16 protein-coding genes are annotated in these 20405 nt (G+C 37.2%); 12 read left to right on the top strand and 4 right to left on the bottom strand.

The genetic code is table 11. The features are described 5' to 3' along the window. Nucleotides 1-2737: 2737 nt before the first annotated feature. The 11 genes from GMA17_RS08075 (at nucleotide 2738) to GMA17_RS08025 (ending at nucleotide 14718) form a co-directional block, all read left to right on the top strand. Nucleotides 2738-3475, top strand: coding sequence for a bifunctional 2-polyprenyl-6-hydroxyphenol methylase/3-demethylubiquinol 3-O-methyltransferase UbiG (locus GMA17_RS08075; RefSeq protein ID WP_248395097.1), 738 nt, complete (start codon nucleotides 2738-2740; stop codon nucleotides 3473-3475). A gap of 70 nt (nucleotides 3476-3545) precedes the next feature. Then, nucleotides 3546-4316 (top strand): class I SAM-dependent methyltransferase, encoded by a 771-nt coding sequence (locus GMA17_RS08070; protein ID WP_248395096.1) that lies wholly within the window; start codon nucleotides 3546-3548, stop codon nucleotides 4314-4316. 59 nt (nucleotides 4317-4375) lie between these two features. Further along, nucleotides 4376-5416 (top strand): glycosyltransferase family 4 protein, encoded by a 1041-nt coding sequence (locus tag GMA17_RS08065; RefSeq protein WP_248395095.1) that lies wholly within the window; start codon nucleotides 4376-4378, stop codon nucleotides 5414-5416. Continuing rightward, nucleotides 5413-6195, top strand: coding sequence for a hypothetical protein (locus GMA17_RS08060; RefSeq protein WP_248395094.1), 783 nt, complete (start codon nucleotides 5413-5415; stop codon nucleotides 6193-6195). The genes GMA17_RS08065 and GMA17_RS08060 overlap by 4 nt, the downstream gene beginning before the upstream one ends. A 12-nt stretch (nucleotides 6196-6207) precedes the next feature. Continuing rightward, a complete protein-coding gene (locus GMA17_RS08055) occupies nucleotides 6208-7299 on the top strand; it encodes a glycosyltransferase family 4 protein (RefSeq protein WP_248395093.1) in 1092 nt (363 codons plus the stop codon). Between the two features lie 25 nt (nucleotides 7300-7324). Continuing rightward, on the top strand, nucleotides 7325-8659 hold the full coding sequence (locus GMA17_RS08050) for a glycosyltransferase family 2 protein (protein WP_248395092.1): 1335 nt from the start codon (nucleotides 7325-7327) through the stop codon (nucleotides 8657-8659). 532 nt (nucleotides 8660-9191) lie between these two features. Continuing rightward, nucleotides 9192-10289, top strand: a complete 1098-nt coding sequence (locus GMA17_RS08045; protein ID WP_248395091.1) for a glycosyltransferase family 4 protein — start codon at nucleotides 9192-9194, stop codon at nucleotides 10287-10289. After that, nucleotides 10286-11410 carry a glycosyltransferase gene (locus GMA17_RS08040; protein WP_248395090.1) on the top strand — a complete coding sequence of 375 codons (1125 nt, stop codon included), beginning with the start codon at nucleotides 10286-10288 and terminating at the stop codon, nucleotides 11408-11410. The genes GMA17_RS08045 and GMA17_RS08040 overlap by 4 nt, the downstream gene beginning before the upstream one ends. A gap of 82 nt (nucleotides 11411-11492) precedes the next feature. Beyond that, nucleotides 11493-12299: a transglutaminase-like domain-containing protein gene (locus tag GMA17_RS08035; protein ID WP_248395089.1), complete on the top strand. Its 807-nt coding sequence runs from the start codon at nucleotides 11493-11495 to the stop codon at nucleotides 12297-12299. A 90-nt stretch (nucleotides 12300-12389) separates the two neighbouring features. Then, nucleotides 12390-13754 (top strand): O-antigen ligase, encoded by a 1365-nt coding sequence (locus GMA17_RS08030; RefSeq protein WP_248395088.1) that lies wholly within the window; start codon nucleotides 12390-12392, stop codon nucleotides 13752-13754. Continuing rightward, nucleotides 13705-14718, top strand: coding sequence for a glycosyltransferase family 4 protein (locus GMA17_RS08025; RefSeq protein ID WP_248395087.1), 1014 nt, complete (start codon nucleotides 13705-13707; stop codon nucleotides 14716-14718). Before GMA17_RS08030 ends, GMA17_RS08025 begins: the two co-directional genes overlap by 50 nt. A 1410-nt stretch (nucleotides 14719-16128) precedes the next feature. Here GMA17_RS08025 and GMA17_RS08020 read toward each other — a convergent pair. The 3 genes from GMA17_RS08020 to GMA17_RS08010 all read right to left on the bottom strand — a co-directional run bounded on the left by GMA17_RS08020 (nucleotide 16129) and on the right by GMA17_RS08010 (nucleotide 17380). After that, complete coding sequence (locus GMA17_RS08020; protein ID WP_248395086.1) at nucleotides 16129-16422, bottom strand: hypothetical protein; 294 nt, start codon at nucleotides 16420-16422, stop codon at nucleotides 16129-16131. A gap of 482 nt (nucleotides 16423-16904) precedes the next feature. Continuing rightward, the gene (locus tag GMA17_RS08015; protein WP_248395085.1) at nucleotides 16905-17096 is read right to left on the bottom strand and encodes a hypothetical protein; all 192 of its coding nucleotides are present in this window, start codon (nucleotides 17094-17096) and stop codon (nucleotides 16905-16907) included. After that, nucleotides 17084-17380: a hypothetical protein gene (locus GMA17_RS08010; protein WP_248395084.1), complete on the bottom strand. Its 297-nt coding sequence runs from the start codon at nucleotides 17378-17380 to the stop codon at nucleotides 17084-17086. The genes GMA17_RS08015 and GMA17_RS08010 overlap by 13 nt, the downstream gene beginning before the upstream one ends. Nucleotides 17381-17752: 372 nt before the next feature. On the opposite strand from GMA17_RS08010, the gene GMA17_RS08005 reads away from it, so the two are divergent. Continuing rightward, the gene (locus tag GMA17_RS08005) at nucleotides 17753-19144 is read left to right on the top strand and encodes a sugar transferase (RefSeq protein ID WP_248395083.1); all 1392 of its coding nucleotides are present in this window, start codon (nucleotides 17753-17755) and stop codon (nucleotides 19142-19144) included. 86 nt (nucleotides 19145-19230) lie between these two features. Here the strand turns inward: GMA17_RS08005 and GMA17_RS08000 are convergent, their stop codons facing one another. After that, on the bottom strand, nucleotides 19231-20400 hold the full coding sequence (locus GMA17_RS08000; protein WP_248395082.1) for a DUF4105 domain-containing protein: 1170 nt from the start codon (nucleotides 20398-20400) through the stop codon (nucleotides 19231-19233). Nucleotides 20401-20405 lie beyond the last annotated feature (5 nt).

The raw sequence follows: 20405 nt of genomic DNA, 5'->3' as shown, positions 1-20405 counted from the left end.
TTCTTTAAGTTAACTTGGATTGTGAAATTACTTTGGTTCTTAACTCCCTTGATTTGGAAGTTTTACGATAGCTTGGTAGCTCTCTATTTCTTAAAACGATTGGGTTTAGGTATTTGAAATTCAAAGTTTCAGGTTTCTGGTTCCTTTCTTTGTGAGGCGAGCAATCAAAACCGTTTTAATGTTTATTTTTTGTACTCACCGCACCTGTTTATTTTTGGATAGTTAACAATGTTTTGTTCATTTTATTCGTTCGTATCTATTTTTATTATGGTACTCATGATGTGCTGCGCAGTTGTCTTGATACAGATCCTGCGCTTTGCTCTGGACAGGCTACCCAAACCTGCCTGACGGCAGGAAATCAAAACCGTTTAAAGGAAATTACTCATGCACGTTACTTTATTTTTAGGTATTCGTGAATGCTCCGCATTTTCCTGCGTGACGTTCGCTTTTTTCTTTAAGTTAACTTGGATTGTAAAACTTTGATTTATAACTTTTTAGAGTTGATTTATTTATAATAATTTGTTCATTTTGCCTTGATGCAAAACGAACCAAAAGATCAAAACCGTTTAAAGGAAATCACTGCGTGACGTTCGCTTTTTTCTTTAAGTTAACTTGGATTGTGAAATTACTTTGGTTCTTAACTCCCTTGATTTGGAAGTTTTACGATAGCTTAAGTAGCTCTCTATTTCTTAAAACGATTGGGTTTAGGTATTTGAAATTCAAAGTTTCAGGTTTCTGGTTCCTTTCTTTGTGAGGCGAGCAATCAAAACCGTTTTAATGTTTATTTTTTGTACTCACCGCACCTGTTTATTTTTGGATAGTTAACAATGTTTTGTTCATTTTATTCGTTCGTATCTATTTTTATTATGGTACTCATGATGTGCTGCGCAGTTGCCTTGATGCAGATCCTGCGCTTTGCTCTGGACAGGCTACCCAAACCTGCCTGCCGGCAGGAAATCAAAACCATTTAAAGGAAATTACTCATGCACGTTACTTTATTTTTAGGTATTCGTGAATGCTCCGCATTTTCCTGCGTGACGTTCGCTTTTTTCTTTAAGTTAACTTGGATTGTAAAACTTTGATTTATAACTTTTTAGAGTTGATTTATTTATAATAATTTGTTCATTTTGGCCTTGATGCAAAACGAACCAAAAGATCAAAACCGTTTAAAGGAAATCACTGCGTGACGTTCGCTTTTTTCTTTAAGTTAACTTGGATTGTGAAATTACTTTGGTTCTTAACTCCCTTGATTTGGAAGTTTTACGATAGCTTAGTAGCTCTCTATTTCTTAAAACGATTGGGTTTAGGTATTTGAAATTCAAAGTTTCAGGTTTCTGGTTCCTTTCTTTGTGAGGCGAGCAATCAAAACCGTTTTAATGTTTATTTTTTGTACTCACCGCACCTGTTTATTTTTGGATAGTTAACAATGTTTTGTTCATTTTATTCGTTCGTATCTATTTTTATTATGGTACTCATGATGTGCTGCGCAGTTGCCTTGATGCAGATCCTGCGCTTTGCTCTGGACAGGCTACCCAAACCTGCCTGCCGGCAGGAAATCAAAACCATTTAAAGGAAATTACTCATGCACGTTACTTTATTTTTAGGTATTCGTGAATGCTCCGCATTTTCCTGCGTGACGTTCGCTTTTTTCTTTAAGTTAACTTGGATTGTAAAACTTTGATTTATAACTTTTTAGAGTTGATTTATTTATAATAATTTGTTCATTTTGCCTTGATGCAAAACGAACCAAAAGATCAAAACCGTTTAAAGGAAATCACTGCGTGACGTTCGCTTTTTTCTTTAAGTTAACTTGGATTGTGAAATTACTTTGGTTCTTAACTCCCTTGATTTGGAAGTTTTACGATAGCTTAGTAGCTCTCTATTTCTTAAAACGATTGGGTTTAGGTATTTGAAATTCAAAGTTTCAGGTTTCTGGTTCCTTTCTTTGTGAGGCGAGCAATCAAAACCGTTTTAATGTTTATTTTTTGTACTCACCGCACCTGTTTATTTTTGGATAGTTAACAATGTTTTGTTCATTTTATTCGTTCGTATCTATTTTTATTATGGTACTCATGATGTGCTGCGCAGTTGCCTTGATGCAGATCCTGCGCTTTGCTCTGGACAGGCTACCCAAATCTGCCTGCCGGCAGGCAGGAAATCAAAACCGTTTAAAGGAAATTACTCATGCACGTTATTTTATTTTTAGGTATTCGTGAATGCTCCGCATTTTCCTGCGTGACGTTCGCTTTTTTCTTTAAGTTAACCTGGATTGTGAAATTACTTTGGTTCTTAACTCCCTTGATTTGGAAGTTTTACGATAGCTTGGTAGCTCTCTATTTCTTAAAACGATTGGGTTTAGGTATTAGAAATTCAAGGTTTCGAGTAAATTTCTACGGCAGGCAGGCGAGGTTTTTGGTTTCTGGTTCCTTCCTTTTGCAGGCAGGAAATGCTAGGCTTATTTTCGTTTGTATTTTAAACCTTTCACTCGGCATACGGAGGTTAGGATACCTCTTGGATAGGCTAAATTTTGTAGCTATTAAGCACACTGCTTAAAGGATTAAGAACCTGTAATTTATCTAAAACCGTATGCGTTTAAGGTATGAGAAACATTATTTAGGACTCTGATAATCTTGTTTTTGTTAATTTAGATTTTTAAAAATTTAGAGCTTTTTACGAAACCTTGTGGAAATCTTGTAGATAACACTTATTATTGTAATCTAAACGAAAAACATATCCCATGACCTCGTACGAATTTATGCGTTGGCTGACGTTTCCACTCATGACGACTCATTTAGTTACCGTTCGAAATGATCTTAAACGGCTTTTAAAGTCTGGTGTATCCACCGGAAAACCCCTATCGATTCTAGATGTGGGTGGGCGGAAATCGCCTTATACCATTAATTTACCAGCCGCTGTTACCTTGTTAGATGTGCCGCAAGAAGCCGGAACGAAAGAGGCTTTGAATTTAGGTTTTACGGATTCTATATTAACAACCATTCAGAAGAAACGCTCCAATATAACAGATGTTATTATTCAGGATATGACACAGTCCACCTTGCCAGATTATTCTTATGATGCTGTGGTGAGTATTGAAGTGATTGAGCATGTGGAAGCCGATGACTTATTTGTGAAGCATATAGCTCAAGTGATAAAAAAAGGCGGTTGGGCTTATTTTACAACCCCGAATGGTGATTTTATTAAAAATGAAGGCCCTGGGAAAAACCCAGATCATGTGCGGCATTATACGCGACAAGAGTTGCAAGATTTACTGTCCCTATATTTTGAGACTGTTGATGTGCACTATGCCGTTAGTACGGGTAAGTATCGTGTTTGGAGCCTACAAAGTTTAAAAAGTAGCAATCCGGTTCGGATTATGAAATCCTTATTGGGGACTGTTGTTAATAGATTCCAATCTAAAGGCGTGGAAACGCGTAAGGAACATACGGCTCATTTGGTTGCTGTGGCTTATAAATAATGCAAATTTCTAGTGAAAATCTATTAACTATTTTTAATTCGGAACAAAAGCAGTAATAACTTTATTAAATATGATTAAGGAATATATCAGAAATTATTTGTCGGCTTCAAGTATGCGCAAGTTGCGAGATGTTTATAATAGCATTCGATCTATGGGTTATGGAGGCAATTTAAATAAATTGGGCGCTATTTATAAAACAGACAAAGTAGGACGCCATTTTTATACACAACACTACATGACTCATTTAAGTAGATTTAGATATAAGCGCATTAATTTGTTAGAAATTGGTGTGGGTGGTTATGATAATCCTAATGTTGGTGGTAATTCGTTAAGAATGTGGAAAAAATATTTTCCATTAGGTAAAATTAATAGCTTCGACATTTATGATAAAAGACAATTACAAGAAAGACGAATTAAGATATTTCAAGGCAGTCAAGTAGATCAAGAATTTTTAAATAGTATTACTAAAGAAATTGGTGGATTAGATATAATAATTGATGATGGAAGCCATATAAATGAGCATGTAATTGAAACTTTTAAAATTTTATTTCCAAAGTTAAATGATGGCGGAGTTTATGTAATAGAAGATACGCAAACATCATACTGGGAAGATTATGGAGGTAACAGTTTGGATTTAAACGATTCAAAAACTATGCTTAACTATTTCAAGAGTTTAACAGACTGCTTAAATAATCAAGAGTTTATCATTAAAAATTATGAACAAACTTATTTTGATAAAAAAATAATCTCAATGCATTTTTATCATAATTTGGTATTTATATATAAAGGAGATAATGATGAAAAATCCAATTTAATTAAGAATAATCAGCGATCAGATTAAAAACAATTATTAAATTATCATAAAGTAACAGTTGAATGGTATTTCTCACTTTTAATATAATGGACAATTCCACTTCTGATTATTTTATTACTTTAAGTAATAAGCTATCCGAAAGGCAGCAAGTTGTAGTTATAACGGGCAAAATCAGGAATACGAAAGTTAGTTTACGAGACAATATAATTGTTTTAAAGTGGCCTACTAAACATCCAGTAACTGCAAAGGACTTTTGGTTTCTCTATAAATTAGTGCAAAAGCATAAGCCCACATTAATGATATCCATGTTCAGCTTTGTTAATGTCTTTTTAATAGTTGGCTGGTTACTTCGTGTACCGAACAGAGTAGCTTGGATACGTACATTAAGTTCTCAATATGAACAAAAATCTTATAAAGTGTTTCGGAAGTCATTAATCTATAAATTAGCGACGAATGTCATTGCAAATTCTAATGCTACTAGAAAGGATATAGTCGATTTTTTTAATATACCAGAAAACAAGGTTTTTGTACTTCCTAATTCGGTTAAAGATTATGGGCTCTTATTAAAAGAGGTATCAACGGATAAACTAAAATTACTTTATGTAGGTCGCCTACATCCGAGTAAAGGTGTAGATGTCTTGATTTGGGCGTTTTCAAAGTTGTTAAATAAGTTTCCAAATCTGCGATTGGACATTATAGGGCAAGGAGAAATTTTGCAAGAGTTAATAAGTCAAACACATTCATTAGGTATTTCTGACTATGTGACTTTTCTGGGTGTAAAGGATAAGGAAACTGTATTAAGGGCTTATAAAGAATCATATTGTACAATAATACCCAGTTATTCGGAAGCCTTTGGTTATACCGTTATTGAGGCTATGAGTGTAGGAACTTGCGTTATAGGTGCTGATAATACTGGGATTAAGGAGATTATTCATCATGAAAAGACTGGTTTGTTATTTGAAACAGGAAATTCAGTCGATTTAGAAAATCAATTGGCTCGGGTTATTACTGAACCCCAATTTAGGAACACGATATGTGCAAATGGTTATAAAAGATTCTTAAATTTTTACGAAAATTCAGTTGCTATAGATAGGGATTTTAACTTTTTTTTAAGCTTGCAAAAATGAAAAATATAATAAGTAATTCAAATGAGAATGTTGTTCTATTAATGACAGGCACAGTAAAACCAAATACTTTTGCAACTTTAGCATTAAAAGATCCAGATATTAGAAGAGAGCAATATGTTGAGGCAATTAGTTATTATTTAACCCAAACCAATTTAAAAATAGTTTTTGTTGAAAATTCTGGTGTACTATTGGCTGATGAATTTGAAGAAATAGCTTATAAAAATAGATTAGAGTTTTTAACATTTTCATCACAACCATCAATGCCAGACAAAGGAAAAGGAGCTAAAGAACTTGAAATTATTAATTATGCAATGGATCATTCAAAATTCATCAATGAATCTAATTCTATTATTAAAATTACGGGCAGATTAAAAATTTTAAATATTATGGAGTTAACCTCAAATTTTTTATCGCGAGTAGAACAATATAGATGTTTATTCTCAAGTAATATTTATAAACTGAATAAAATGGATGCTCGTTGTTTCTTTTTTACTAAAGACTTTTTTCCTTACTTAAAAAGTGTTGGACAGGCAATAAACATTAAATACTCTATTGAGATGGCCTTATGGGATTCTGCTTTAAAATATTGTAATTACCATGGTGTTTTTAAACAATTGAAAAGACCGTTAAGGGTAAAAGGTGTCAATGCAGGTTTTGGAACACCCTATGAAGACAACTTTACGGCAGCGTTAGCTAAGGGAATCAGGCATTATTTTAGAGCACCATACTTTTATAGAAAAATGAAAAATGAACTAAAAGGGTATACAGCGAATGAATGATACTTCAATCCAATGAAAATTTTAATCTTCTATACACATAATCAAGGGCTGCTTTCTAGTTTTTTTCAAGAGTTGTCGGAAAAACTCTGTCAAGACGGATATGAGGTAGATAATTTTTATTTGAAGAACAAACGGGATTTCTTTTTTCAAAAAGGCATTCATGTTTATGGAGACAAACGGGCTGGATATTATCATAATTATAAATCTATATTTAGCATTATTAAAAAGTGTAAACCTGATGTCATTATTTCCAATTTTAGCTATATCAATCCAGCTTTGCTTTTTGGTAAGTTACTTGGAGTAAAACGCAATATTGCGTGGTTTCATACAGCTTATGGTCATACAAAGCCTAACTGGTTGAAAATTCTTAACAAAACGTTTTATTTAAATTTGGCCGATGTGGTTCTCGCTAATTCGATGCAATTACAAAACGAAATGCATGAAGTCTATAAGGTTCCAAAGCAAAAAACTAAATGTATTTCTTTTTGGACTAATATTTCTGATTATCGCAACCGTTCTAATTTTACAACAATAAATAGTCATGAACCTGTACTAAAAATTGGTTGCCCAGGACGTTTATTAGCCGATAAAAACCATGTCTCGGTGATTAAAGCTATTTATGAGTTAAAGAGAGGTCATGAAAATACTATTCATTTATATATTGCTGGGGATGGACCTTATAAGCAGGATTTAGAGCGATTAGTTGGTGAATTAGAATTGAATGATACAGTGTCTTTTATGGGATTGTTAAATGTTCCTGATATGGTCGCGTATTATGATGCTATGGATGTCGTGGTTTTACCAAGTTTTCACGAAGCTTTTGGATTGGTTTTTATTGAAGCAATAGCCTTGGGGCGGCCTGTTTTGGTTTCAAAGTCATTTGGTGCTTTAGGTTTTATTGATGCGGAAAAATTCCCAATTCAAGACTTTAGTTTTAATCCGTACGACATTCCAGAATTAATTAATAAATTAGAACCCTATATGGTAAACAATGGTCTGAAATCCGATTATTTTAAAATGATATATGACGCGACGTTTCAAAAAGATGTTATTTACAATCAAATTAAAACCGTTATTTTAAATCAAACGATGCCTTCATCATGATGACTTTTATTCTTAATTTACTTGCATGCCATTCCATTTTCTAACATATTTACAACCCACGCATTATTTTCGATTGGTATCGCATGCTGGTTATAGCGCTTTTCCGCGCGTAGATGCTTTACCAGTATCCGTTATCCATCAGCTTCAGGTAGATAGGGGTTACGCTTCTCAATATGCCCAAGATTATGATTTGTCTTGGCAAGCGGTACAGTCTGGATTTATTGGTGATGTACCTCATTATACCGGGTTTGAAAGCGTTTCTGTAAGCGATAATTATCATTTTATTCGTAAGCAGTTTCATCCTGCATGGGTACTTTATGTCTTGTTAATGCGCCTTGTTAGCTTTCATAATCCGATTCGTGAGATTCGCGCTTGGTTGCAAACCTCGTCTGTTAAACGCGTTACAGCCATAACGCCTATTCCGTATCCGGATTGGGAGACCTTTAGCTCTGAACTTTTGGCCCAAAAGCCATTGGTGAGTGTGGTGATTCCTACTTTGAATCGGTATTCCTATTTAAAAGCTGTGCTATTAGATTTTGAAAAACAGGATTATCCACATTTTGAACTTCTAATTGTGGACCAATCCGAGCCCTTTCAGCCCGAATTTTATAAGTCTTTTAATTTGTCCATTCGTGTCATACGCCAAGAAGAAAAGGCCTTATGGCTGGCGCGAAATACCGCTATACAAGCCGCGAAAGGCAATTTGATTGCTTTATCAGAAGACGATGTACGGATTCCATCCGATTGGCTTTCCAGTCATTTACGCGGTCTTGATTTTTTTGGAGCACAGGTGTCTGCCGGTGTTTTTTATCCGGAAGGGCAGGGGATTCCAAAAGACCGTTCCTTTTTTGCTATGGCTACCCAGTTTGCTACGGGTAATGCCCTATTGTATCGGTCGGTTTTTGAGCAGGTAGGTTTGTTTGATAGGCAGTTTGAAAAACAGCGTATGGGTGATGGGGAGTTTGGCGCACGGGTTTATTTAGCGGGCATTCGCAGCATTTCGAACCCCTATGCGAGTTGTATTGATGTAAAAGCTGGAACAGGTGGCTTGCGCGAGATGGGCAGTTGGGATGCTTTTAGACCTTCTACCTTTTTTGCGCCTAGACCCATACCTAGTGTGTTGTATTATTTTAGAAAATACTATGGGAATTCGGCGGCACGATGGGCTTTGTGGCGTACCATACCCACTTCGATATTGCCTTATCAATTTAAGACCAACCGGTTGTTATTGGTTTTTGGTATTTTTATAAGTTTGTTGCTGCTTCCTGTGGTTTTGGTTCAGGTTTTTAGTTCTTGGCAATTGGCGAGTAGGAAGTTGGCGAATGGGAGTTTGATTGGAGAATTGAAAAGTGAAGAGTGAAGAGTGAAAAGTGACAAGTGAAAAGTGAAAAGTGACAAGTGAAAAGTGACAAGTGAAAAGTGACAAGTGACAAGTGAAAAGTGACAAGTGACAAGTGAAGCGTGAAGAGTGAAAAGTGAAGCGTGACAAGTGAAGAGTGAAGAGTGACAAGTGAAGCGTGACAAGTGACAAGTGACAAGTGACAAGTGACAAGTGAAAAGTGGCAAGTGACAAGTGAAAAGTGAAAAGTGACAAGTGACAAGTGACAAGTGAATAATTAATGATTAAGGTTTAGTCGCAGTTGCAGTCGCAAGTGATAATTAAGTTCTCGCAGAGGCGCAAAGTTGTAATTATGAGATTCCTCACGCATACTATTTTAAAAAATTAGTGTTCGTGAATGCTTCGCATTTGCCGCGTCCTGCGTCCTCGCAATGACAAAGGGATAATGAATAATGAATGATTAGTCCTTGTTACAGTTGCGTATGAAATCGAAAATGAAGGTGAATAAATACTCATAAAATTTAAAATAGAATAATTAATAACAAAAACTACCTTGACAATAAAGCGCATTCTTATTGTTACTTCTGAATTTCCGCCACAACCGGGTGGTATAGGGAATCATGCGTATTATTTGGCTTTGTATTTGACCAAGAACCATTATGATGTTCGGGTTATTGCAGATCAGCGTGCGGTTATGAATAGGGAGGAGGTAGCTTTTGATGCGGCATTGCCTTTTGCCGTGACGCGAATTGCTATACAAAGGCCTCGGTTTTTAATGTATTTTAATCGGGTGGTGAAAACGCTTTCCGGTTTTAAAAATTCCGACTATGTGATAGCTACCGGTAAGTTTTCGTTGTGGAATGTGGCCTTTTGCTCCTTGTTTTATAAACGCGAGAAGCTGGCGGTGATTCATGGGAGTGAGGTTAATTTTAAATCGGCTGGATTGAAACAATCTATTGCCATTTCCTTAAAGCAATTTGAAAGGGTGGTTGCCGTGTCGCACTATACCAAAGGCTTGGTGGCTGACTTAAACTTGACCGTTAGCGTTATTCCTAATGGGATTGATTTGGAAAAATGGCCTTTAGCACACGGTAAGAAGGCCGATTTGAAGGGGTATCCCGTTTTAACTACGGTTGGCCGGGTTAGTTCCCGAAAAGGTCAGTTAGAAGTTATAAAATTATTACCCGAGGTATTGAAAGACTATCCTGATGCGCAGTATCATTGTGTAGGTATTCCGAGTGAAGCAGACCGCTTTATGAAGACGGCAAGCGTATTGGGTGTGGCAAACCATGTTATATTTCATGGCGCGCTATCCGATGCTGCCTTGCAAAGTGTTTTACAAGCAACGGATGTGTTTGTTATGTTGAGTACGGAAAGTTCCACGGGCGATGTGGAAGGCTTTGGGATTGCTATTTTGGAAGCTAATGCTTTAGGAGTTCCCGCTATTGGTTCCAAAAACTGTGGGATTGAAGATGCCATTCACGATGGTGTTTCTGGTTTTTTAGTGGACCGTAGGGATGCATCCGCTTTTAACCGTTATATTTCCTGTGTTTTAGCAGGGCCCGCGCCGTATAAAAAACAGGCTCGTGCATGGGCCGAGCAGCACGACTGGAACCAGATTATTAAACGATATATAGCCTTTGTTTCATGAGCACCCTAACCATTATATCCCATACAGAACATTATCGGCAAGCGGATGGTAGCCTTGTTGGATTAGGTTCTACTGTAACCGAAATTAATGAGCTTTTGGCTGTTTTTGACCGGATTATTCATGTGGCTATGCTTCATGATGTTGCCGCGCCACCCAGTGCGTTAGCTTATGTATCTGATCGGATTGAATTTATAGCTTTACCAGCGGTTGGTGGTACCACTTGGGGTGCCAAATTACATGTAATTTTTCAAGCTCCTAACATTTTATTGACTGTGCGAAAGGCTTTGCAGGCTTCTGATTATTTTCAATTTCGTGCCCCTACGGGCATTGGGGTTTATGTTATTCCCTACCTCCTAATATTTTCTTCTAAAAAAGGTTGGTTTAAATACGCTGGAAATTGGAAACAAGCCCAGGCACCTTTAGCTTACCGCTTTCAAAAATGGTTGTTGGCGCGACAATCGCGACCCGTTACTATTAATGGTTTTTGGGATGACCAACCTAAACAGTGTTTGAGCTTTGAAAACCCGTGTTTGACCGAACAGAATATTATTGACGGGCAAGCCGTTATTCAACAAAAACGTTTGGAATATCCTATTGATTTTTGTTTTGTAGGGCGTTTAGAAGCTGCTAAGGGTCTGGATTTGTTATTGGAAACCGTGCATGGGTTGGCAGCGGAATTTCGTGAGCCTATTGGAACCATTCATGTGGTTGGGTCTGGTGTGCGGCAATCCTATTATGAAGCAAGGGTTAAGGAGTTACAACTCCCCGTTAGGTTTCATGGCTTTGTGTCCCGAGATGCCGTTCATGCTATTTATACGCGTTGCCACGTAATTGTATTGCCCTCTGCCTCTGAAGGGTTTCCGAAAGTGATAGCCGAAGCTATGAATTTTGGCTGTATCCCGATTGTTTCTGATGTATCTTCCATCAGTCACTACATCCAAAATGGACTTAATGGGTTTTTAATGGCTGATTTGGACGTGCCTTCTTTGACGGCTTGTTTTAAACAAGTTTTGGAATTAGATCCTGATGAATTTGACCGGTTAAAGGCCCATTCCTTGGAGGCTATGACGCGGTTTAGCTATTCGTTTTATAATCAGCGTTTAGTGAAAGCCATTTTATAAGTGTGCATTTTTTTTAATAATAGCTGTCTATTAAAAAAAAAATGATATTTTTAAACCAAACTAATTATCGCTCACCTAGTTAATGGTATTTAAAAAACTACATTGGACGCTTAAACGGCACCCTTTTTTATATGTTACGCGATTTCGACTGCTATCAAAAAACGCCAATGAGGCGGTAATTGATTCGTGTAGTTATAATGCGCTTAACGGGAAAGCTGATATCCCCGATTTATATACACGCATTAATTCCGAGATATTTAAAACTGGCAAGCCTGAGACGGATTTGGCGTTGGTAAAACAGTTGGTTTTATGGTTGTCTGAACATACTACCGTTGGTCCAGGATTGAGTGAACCGTCTGACAAGGCTTTGGAAACCTTGTTGTATGGTGCTGGTGGTGTGTGTAGTGATATGGCACAGGTTTTTAATAATTTTTGTGTGATTAATGATATTCAGGTCCGGGAATGGGGAACCACGAGTGCGCCTTTTAATCGGGCTAATGGTGGTCATTCCTTTAACGAGGTTTATATTCGGGAGTTGGACAAGTGGTTGTTGGTTGATCCGTCTTGGGGTGTTTTCTTTTTTAACAATAAGGGGGTACCGCTATCCGTTATGGAAGTGTATGATTTATCACGCTCTGGACAAGCGGTTGCCTATGATTCCTTTCTTCCAGACCAGCATATTAGCTTAAAGCAGGTTACAAAGAATTATTTAAGCCCTGATATTGTTCCGTTTTTAATATGTGACTATAGAAACAAAACATACGACCGGTATTTGAAATTGGCCCGACCTTATGTGCCTGTTTTTATGATTCATTTTATGGTGTACTTGTTTGGGAAGAGTTATCATTATAAGTTTCCAATAGATGATTATAAAAAGATATTTGTTTAGGTGCTGGTTTCTTGATTTCATTTTCTGTGACTAATCAATTTTATAGTATCTTGCAGCGCCTAAACATGTAAAAAACTTATATAAACTACTTTGAAAACCAATATTACCTATATCAGCGCCATTGGTTTCCACGCCGCTTTAGGGATTTTAATTTACTTTAATGAGAGTATTGCCAAGCTGTACTTTTTTGGTGCTGTTTTTTATTTCTTGTATCGTATTATAAATTCAGCAGAACGCTCTAGAACTTATGAGGTTTTAAAAGCCTGTGCCTATTTTGTAGGTGCGGAGGTGTTTTTTAGAACGACTAAAGGTGCTATTTCCTACGAAGCGGGTAAATACATGGTGATTGTATTTGTATTGATAGGTATGTTTTATAAGGGCATATCTGGTAAAGGTTATCCCTACTTTATTTATTTGATGTTTTTGGTTCCCTCCATTTTTGTGGCCTCAACCACGTTGAGTTTTGATGCGAACTTTAGAACCAATATTGCCTTTGTATTGAGTGGCCCGGTATGTTTGGGTTTGGCAGCCCTATTTTGCTATGATAAGCGGGTAAGTTACAGCCAAATGTCCCAAATTATGCTGTTTATGGTTTTGCCCATTATAGCCCATACGGCTTATTTGTATTTTTATACGCCTAATTTACGGGATGTATTAACCAGTACGGCTTCTAACCGAGCGGCCTCTGGAGGTTGGGGTGCTAATCAGGTTTCGGCCGCCTTGGGATTGGGGATGTTTTTAATGGCGGTGCGGTTGTTTACAAAATCGCCTAGTTTGGGGTTGAAAATTTTGAATGCGACGGTTTTGGGCTTAATAACTTTTCGGGCTATCACAACCATGAGCCGAGGTGGTGTGATAGCTGCCATCATGGCCATATTAATATTTTTGTTTTATTATTATCGGCATTCTCGCGCGAAAAAACGAAATGAGGTCATCGCTATATTTGGTTTGTTTTGCATCAGTTTGGTGATGACCTGGTTTGTCAGTATTAATCAGACGGACGGTTTGGTGAATTTACGTTATGCGAATAAGGACCATTTAGGCCGGGATAAGGGTTCCTTAACCACAGGGCGTGCCGAATTATTTGAGGGTGAGTTAGCAGGTTTTATAAGTAGTCCATTTTGGGGCATTGGTTCCAGCCGCGCCAAGGATCAGCGGATTGAGGATGACGGGCAAGGTGTTACCTCACATAGTGAGATTAGTCGTACATTAGCCGAGCACGGTCTTTTTGGGGTTATCATCCTATTAATCCTGATTTTTAAACCGTTTGAGATGCGTGCCAAAAACAGGGGTAATTATTATTTTTTTGCCTTTTTGGCCTTTTGGTTTTTAACTATTAATCATATGTCCATGCGGATTGCTATGCCTGCTTTTATTTATGGATTAGCCCTTTTAAATGTAACACATGACAAACGTCCTATACATAGGAAACCACTTAAAAACCCAGCAGACTAATATATCTGCTATCTCGGTTTTAGGGCCCTTGCTTGAAACGGCAGGCTATACGGTGTTTTATGCGTCTTCCAAGCCCAACAAGTTGTTGCGAATGTGGGCTATGCTTTATTCTGTTTGTCGCTATGCCAAAGGTGTTGATGTGGTGCTTATTGATACTTATAGTACCACTAATTTTTACTATGCACTTTTGGTGAGTCAACTTTGTCGCTTGTTGCGATTGCCTTATATACCCATACTTCATGGTGGTGAACTTCCGAAACGTTTAGAGCGCTCCCCTTTAAGGAGTCGCCTGATTTTTAAACACGCGCAGCGTTTGGTTTCCCCCTCAAAATATTTAGAGGAAGCTTTTGATAAGCCAGGATATGCGCCTGTGGTTTTTATTCCGAATAGTCTTTCTATTGACCAGTATCGGTATGAACGCAAAACATATAGAAGCATTCGACTGCTTTGGGTGCGGTCCTTTTCAAACATTTATAATCCGTCATTGGCTGTTAGGGTATTAAAACGTTTACAAGATGCCGGTTATGCCTGTGAATTATGTATGGTAGGTCCCGATACTGGAGATGGGAGTTTACAGGCCGCTCAACAACTGGCCGCTGACTTGGCTGTATCCGTGCGGTTTACTGGGAAATTACCTAAAGCTGATTGGTTGGCTTTGGCCCATGATTATAATGTATTTATAAATACCACCCATTTTGATAATATGCCGGTGAGTGTTATTGAGGCCATGGCTCTTGGTTTGCCAGTGGTTTCTACTGATGTTGGTGGTTTACCCTATTTAATTACCCATGAAGAAACAGGTTTGTTAGTGGGGCCTGATGATGCTGATGCTTTTGAAACTGCTATTGTCCAATTGGTATCTGATACTAATGCGACTGGTGCTATGACGGAACGTGCTCGTGCTATGGTTGAAGGTTTTGATTGGGAGGTTGTTAAGGAGAAGTGGTTTGCCATTTTGAGGTGATGCCTTGAGATGTTGTTTTTTTTGCGAAGGCATGGCGTGGCGAAAGTGTTTGAAATTCAAAGTTTCAAGGTTAAAATTCCACATGTTAATGATGTGCTTTGCCGAACGCTGCGTGACGCAAGCTTTTTATTTATGCTAATTTAGATTGTTAACTTACTTTGATTTACAACTTTTTAGAGTTGCATTATTTATAATAATTTGTTCATTTTGCCTTGATGCAAAACGAACCAAAAGATCAAAACCGTTTAAAGGAAATCACTGCGTGACGTTCGCTTTTTTCTTTAAGTTAACTTGGATTGTAAAATTACTTTGGTTCTTAACTCCCTTGATTTGGAAGTTTTACGATAGCTTGGTAGCTCTCTATTTCTTAAAACGATTGGGTTTAGGTATTTGAGACTCACAGTTTCAGGTTTCTGGTTCCTTTCTTTGTGAAGCAAGCAATTAAAACCGTTTTAATGTTTATTTTTTGTACTCACCGCACCTGTTTATTTTTGGATAGTTAATTCGGTTTTGTTCATTTTATTCGTTCGTATCTATTTTTATTATGGTACTCATGATGTGCTGCGCAGTTGCCTTGATGCAAAACGAACCAAAAAATCAAAACCGTTTAAAGGAAATCACTGCGTGACGCAAGCTTTTTTCTTAAGATTATTTCGGAATGTTGATTACATTTTGGTCATAACTCCCTTGTTACTTGATGGTTTTGTTTATTTTGTAGCTTGCTATTTCTTAAAACGATTGGGTTTAGGTGTTTGAAATTCAAAGTTTCAGGTTTCTGGTTCCTTTCTTTGTGAAGCAAGCAATCAAAACCGTTTTAATGTTTATTTTTTGTACTCACCGCACCTGTTTGTTTTTGGATAGTTTATTAGGTTTTGTTCATTTTATTCGTTCGTATCTATTTTTATTATGGTACTCATGATGTGCTGCGCAGTTGCCTTGATGCAGATCCTACGCTTTGCTCTGGACAGGCTACCCAAACCTGCCTGCCGGCAGGCAGGAAATCAAAACCGTTTTTAGGAAATTACTCATGCACGTTACTTTATTTTTAGGTATTCGTGAATGCTCCGCATTTTCCTGCGTGACGTTTGCTTTTTACTTTAAGTTAACTTGGATTGTAAAATTACTTTGATTTATAACTTTTTAGAGTTGCATTATTTATAATGTTTTGTTCATTTTTTTCATTGATAAAGATCCTGCGCTTTGCTCTGGACAGGCTACCCAAACCTGCCTGCCGGCAGGCAGGAAAATCTAGGCTGATTTTCGTTTGCTTGAAAACTGCATAAAAGCCTTTGCCTGCGGATGGCAACCGCTGCGCTAGGCCATCCTCCGCTGTCCTTACTGCAGCTTTTATTTATTTTGCTACGGAAACGAAACGTAGGCCGTTTGTCAGTTTTATTACATACTTTTCACCTATTTCATATTTGTTAAGCATTTTAAGGTTTTCAATAAATTCCATATTCCAAAGGGGTATTTAGCTGTAGAAATTGAGTTTTCTGCTTTTCTTTTCTTTTTTACATTGCCTAAAAAAGAAACAAAAAACGCTAGGCTGATTTTCGTTTGCTTGAAAACTGCATAAAAGCCTTTGCCTGCGGATGGCAACCGCTGCGCTAGGCCATCCTCCGCTGTCCTTACTGCGGCTTTTGTTTGTTTTGCTACGGAAACGAAACGTAGGCCGTTTGCCAGTTTTATTACATTTTTTTTCAAATTTTACTATGGCTTATTTTCTAGTGGTGCTCATGATGTGCTTTGTGGTTATTCATTCATTCCTTTTTAAATTACCTTTGTTTCTTGTTTATAGATTTAGATTGTTAACAATGTTTTGTTCATTTTATTCGTTCGTATCTATTTTTATTATGGTACTCATGATGTGCTGCGCAGTTGCCTTGATGCAGATCCTGCGCTTTGCTCTGGACAGGCTACCCAAACCTGCCTGCCGGCAGGCAGGAAATCAAAACCGTTTAAAGGAAATTACTCATGCACGTTACTTTATTTTTAGGTATTCGTGAATGCTCCGCACTTTCCTGCGTAACGCAAGCTTTTTTCTTAAGATTATTTCGGAATGTTAATTACATTTTGGTCATAACTCCCTTGTTACTTGATGGTTTTGTTTATTTTGTAGCTTGCTATTTCTGAAAACGGTTGGGTTTAGGATTTATCGAAGAATGAAAATCTAGGCTGATTTTCGTTTACTTGAAAACTGCATAAAAGCCTTTGCCTACGGATGGCAACCGCTGCGCTAGGCCATCCTCCGCTGTCCTTACTGCGGCTTTTATTTGTTTTGCTACGGAAACGAAATGTAGGCCGTTTGTCAGTTTTATTACATTCTTTTCACCTATTTCATATTTGTTAAGCATTTTAAGGTTTTCTATAAATTCCATATTCCAAAGGGGTATTTAGCTGTAGAAATTGAGTTTTCTGCTTTTCTTTTCTTTTTTACATTGCCTAAAAAAGAAACAAAAAACGCTAGGCTGATTTTCGTTTGCTTGAAAACTGCATAAAAGCCTTTGCCTGCGGATGGCAACCGCTGCGCTAGGCCATCCTCCGCTGTCCTTACTGCGGCTTTTATTTGTTTTACTACGGAAACGAAACGTAGGCCGTTTGTCAGTTTTATTACATTCTTTTTAGCTTCATAATTAGGTTGGATTGGCAGTTTTGAGTTCAAGGTTCCTCGTTCCTCCCATCGGCAGGCGGCCAAGGTTTTTGGGTCCTTTCTTGGATAGGCAGGTATGGTTTGTAGTTGGAGGTGAGAAATTCGCATTAGGCATTAAGTGAAAAGTGAAAAGTGAATAATGAAAAGTGACAACTGAAAAGTGAAAAGTGACAAGTTAAGAGGGAAGCGTGAAGCGTGAAAAGTGAATAGTTGAAAATTGGGGTTGGAGATTGTTGCGGTTGGGGATTAGCAGGTATTTAGGTGTGGGCTTTGTTATTTTAACTTGAATGCCCGGGTTCTGTTCGTAAACTTAAAACTACAAATTGTAAATAAACTTGCAGGGTTTGGTGAACTTATTATCTTTACAAAGCTATTAATACACTCATGGGAAAACAGGCTATTCACTTTAATATTTCGGAACGTAAGTTGCTATTGCGTCTTGTTGATATTATAAGTATCCTGCTTTCCTTATACTTTGTGAGTGATTGGTTTCATTTTGATTATTTTACTATTACACCCGAAAATTGGACGTGGGTTGGGGTATTAATCATTTATATTACCATTTTTGGAACTATATTTGAACTGTATGATTTGCAGAAGGCCAGTAAACCTCATATTGTATTTGCCAATATTATTTTAACGGCCTCGGTTACCGTTCTATTCTATTTATTAACACCCTTTTTTACGCCCTTATTACCTTCTAACCGGTTACAGATTGTTTATTTTTATCTCGCCATCATTGTTGCTTTAAGTCTTTGGCGTTTAATATATGTTACTTTTATAACCTCACCACGTTTTTATAAAAAAGTTCTTATTGTTGGTGAAACTTCCAATATTGAAACCATTGTTGACGCTTTTAAAGACGCGGACCCGAATTATAAGATTGTAGGTTATATTAATTGTGAGCAGGTGGCTTTGGACACCGTAAAATTTAAAGATATTATTGAGTATCCACCAGAGGCTTTGCATCAGGTGATTCAAGAACAGTCTATTTCAGAAATTGTCGTAGCTAGCTATAATGCTGAAACCATTACTTCGGACATTTATTACGATTTAATTACGCTATTAGAACGGGGTTTCCCCATTAAGGAATATACCCAAGTTTATGAGGATATGACCTATAGGGTACCTGTACAGTTTGTAGGGAAAGACTTTTATAAGTATTTTCCGTTTAGTAGGAGTAACCACAATAAGTTGTATTTGTTTTTTCATCGGGCGTTTGATTTATTTCTGGCCTTTATAGGTGTTTTACTAGGTGTTTTTATTGTGCCTTTTGTATTGGTAATCAATTTGATTGGGAACCGGGGTCCTTTATTTTATTTTCAAGAACGGGTTGGTAAAAATGGCAAATTATTTCAGATTATTAAATTCCGAACCATGGTTACCAATGCCGAAGCGGGCGGCGCTGTTTGGGCGGTTAAAGATGATTGCCGTATTACCCCTTTTGGCACCTTTTTAAGGCGGTCGCGTGTGGATGAAATCCCCCAGTTTATCAATATTTTAAAGGGGGATATGAGTTTAATTGGTCCTAGACCTGAACGGCCTTATTTTGTTAAGGAATTATCGGCAGTTATTCCTTTTTATGAAACACGGCATATTGTAAAACCAGGTTTAACGGGTTGGGCGCAAGTGAATGTTCGGTATGGGAATACGGTTGAAGATAGCTTGTTGAAGCTTCAATATGATTTGTACTATATTAAACACCGCAGTTTTTTTCTAGATTTCAACGTGATGGTTAAAACGGTTGGAACCATGCTTTATTTTAGGGGGCAGTAGGTTTTTTAAGTTATGAGTGAAAAGTGAAAAGTGAAAAGTGACCAGTGAAAAGTGAAAAGTGAAAAGTTTCAGATTTTCAAAGCTTTTTAAGACTCTAATTGCTTTTTAAAATAGCTAATGAGGTATATATAACGAAGCAGTAATGCGATAAAAAACGGGATAAGCGCGGGTGCGAATTCCTGAACACCAATTGTCCAATGAAAAGCCATTAAAACGCCCATAATTACCAGAAACTTCATAAACGGGATAATCCATGTTTTCGGTTGTTTTTTTGCAATCTGCCAAAGGAGTAATCCGTTTAAAGGAAATGCCCATAATAGATTGTAATTATAAGCCGCAGTTTGGTGGTCTGTTGCAAACCACAACAGTAATATAAGAATTCCCAATAGCGTTGTTACAAGGAGTAGGGTAACATCTAAAATTTTATTTCTAGTTTGTTTTTTATAATCCGAATAGGTTATACCCAACATTATTAAGCTTATGATGCTAAAAATAACCAAGGGACTCCATAAAAAATCGGTGCTTGACGGATTTGGTTTTTCCTGGTATACGGTTTTTTCACGTTTTACCAGTTTTCTCTCTCCAATAGTTGCTTCACTAAAAAATGTTTGGATATAGGCCGGTAAAAACATGTGCTCTTCGAGGGTAGCTTGTTGGTCTATTACAGAGCCTAATGCCAGATCAATACCCACACTTCCCCATGAATTTGCTGGTACTTTACCGCGAATGAGGTGTCTAAAAGTTTGCGGTTTAAAGTTTTTAGGTTCGTGAAAGATGATATTGTTGTTAAGGACGTCCTGCAGAACGTCTTTCATTTTTGTTGCACAATTATCAAAAAAGAAATCGTATAAATAGTCGCGATTTTCTGGTTTATAATTATTAACCAAGAAATTAAGTATGGCTTGTTTTTCTTCTAACGTCAAATTTAAAACTTGCTCGGTAATGGTTCTGTTTTGCCAAATATAAAAGCCCTCAAGATCCTTGTACTTGCTTTTTCCGATGGAATAGTTGAGTTTTCCTTGGGCGAAATTTAAATAAAAACCTGGTTCGTTAAATGGAAAGCGGCCATAGTCATAGCCTACGTCTAAATTGTTAGCACGATCGCGAATTCGGAATATATTATGTCCGAACGCATCGTTTAAAGAGGTTCCAGGGCCAATGGATATAACACTTACTTCTGCTTGTGATGATAATTGCTGGCTATATAACTGTTGAAAACAGAGCAGGATAAAAAGACCTAAAATACGGATGTTCATAAACC

The organism is Bizionia sp. M204 (assembly GCF_023205095.1).
GTDB classification, from domain to species: domain Bacteria; phylum Bacteroidota; class Bacteroidia; order Flavobacteriales; family Flavobacteriaceae; genus Algorimicrobium; species Algorimicrobium hallyeonense.
Note: the sequence above shows the minus strand (reverse complement) of the source record. Positions and strands in the feature narration are given on the sequence as shown.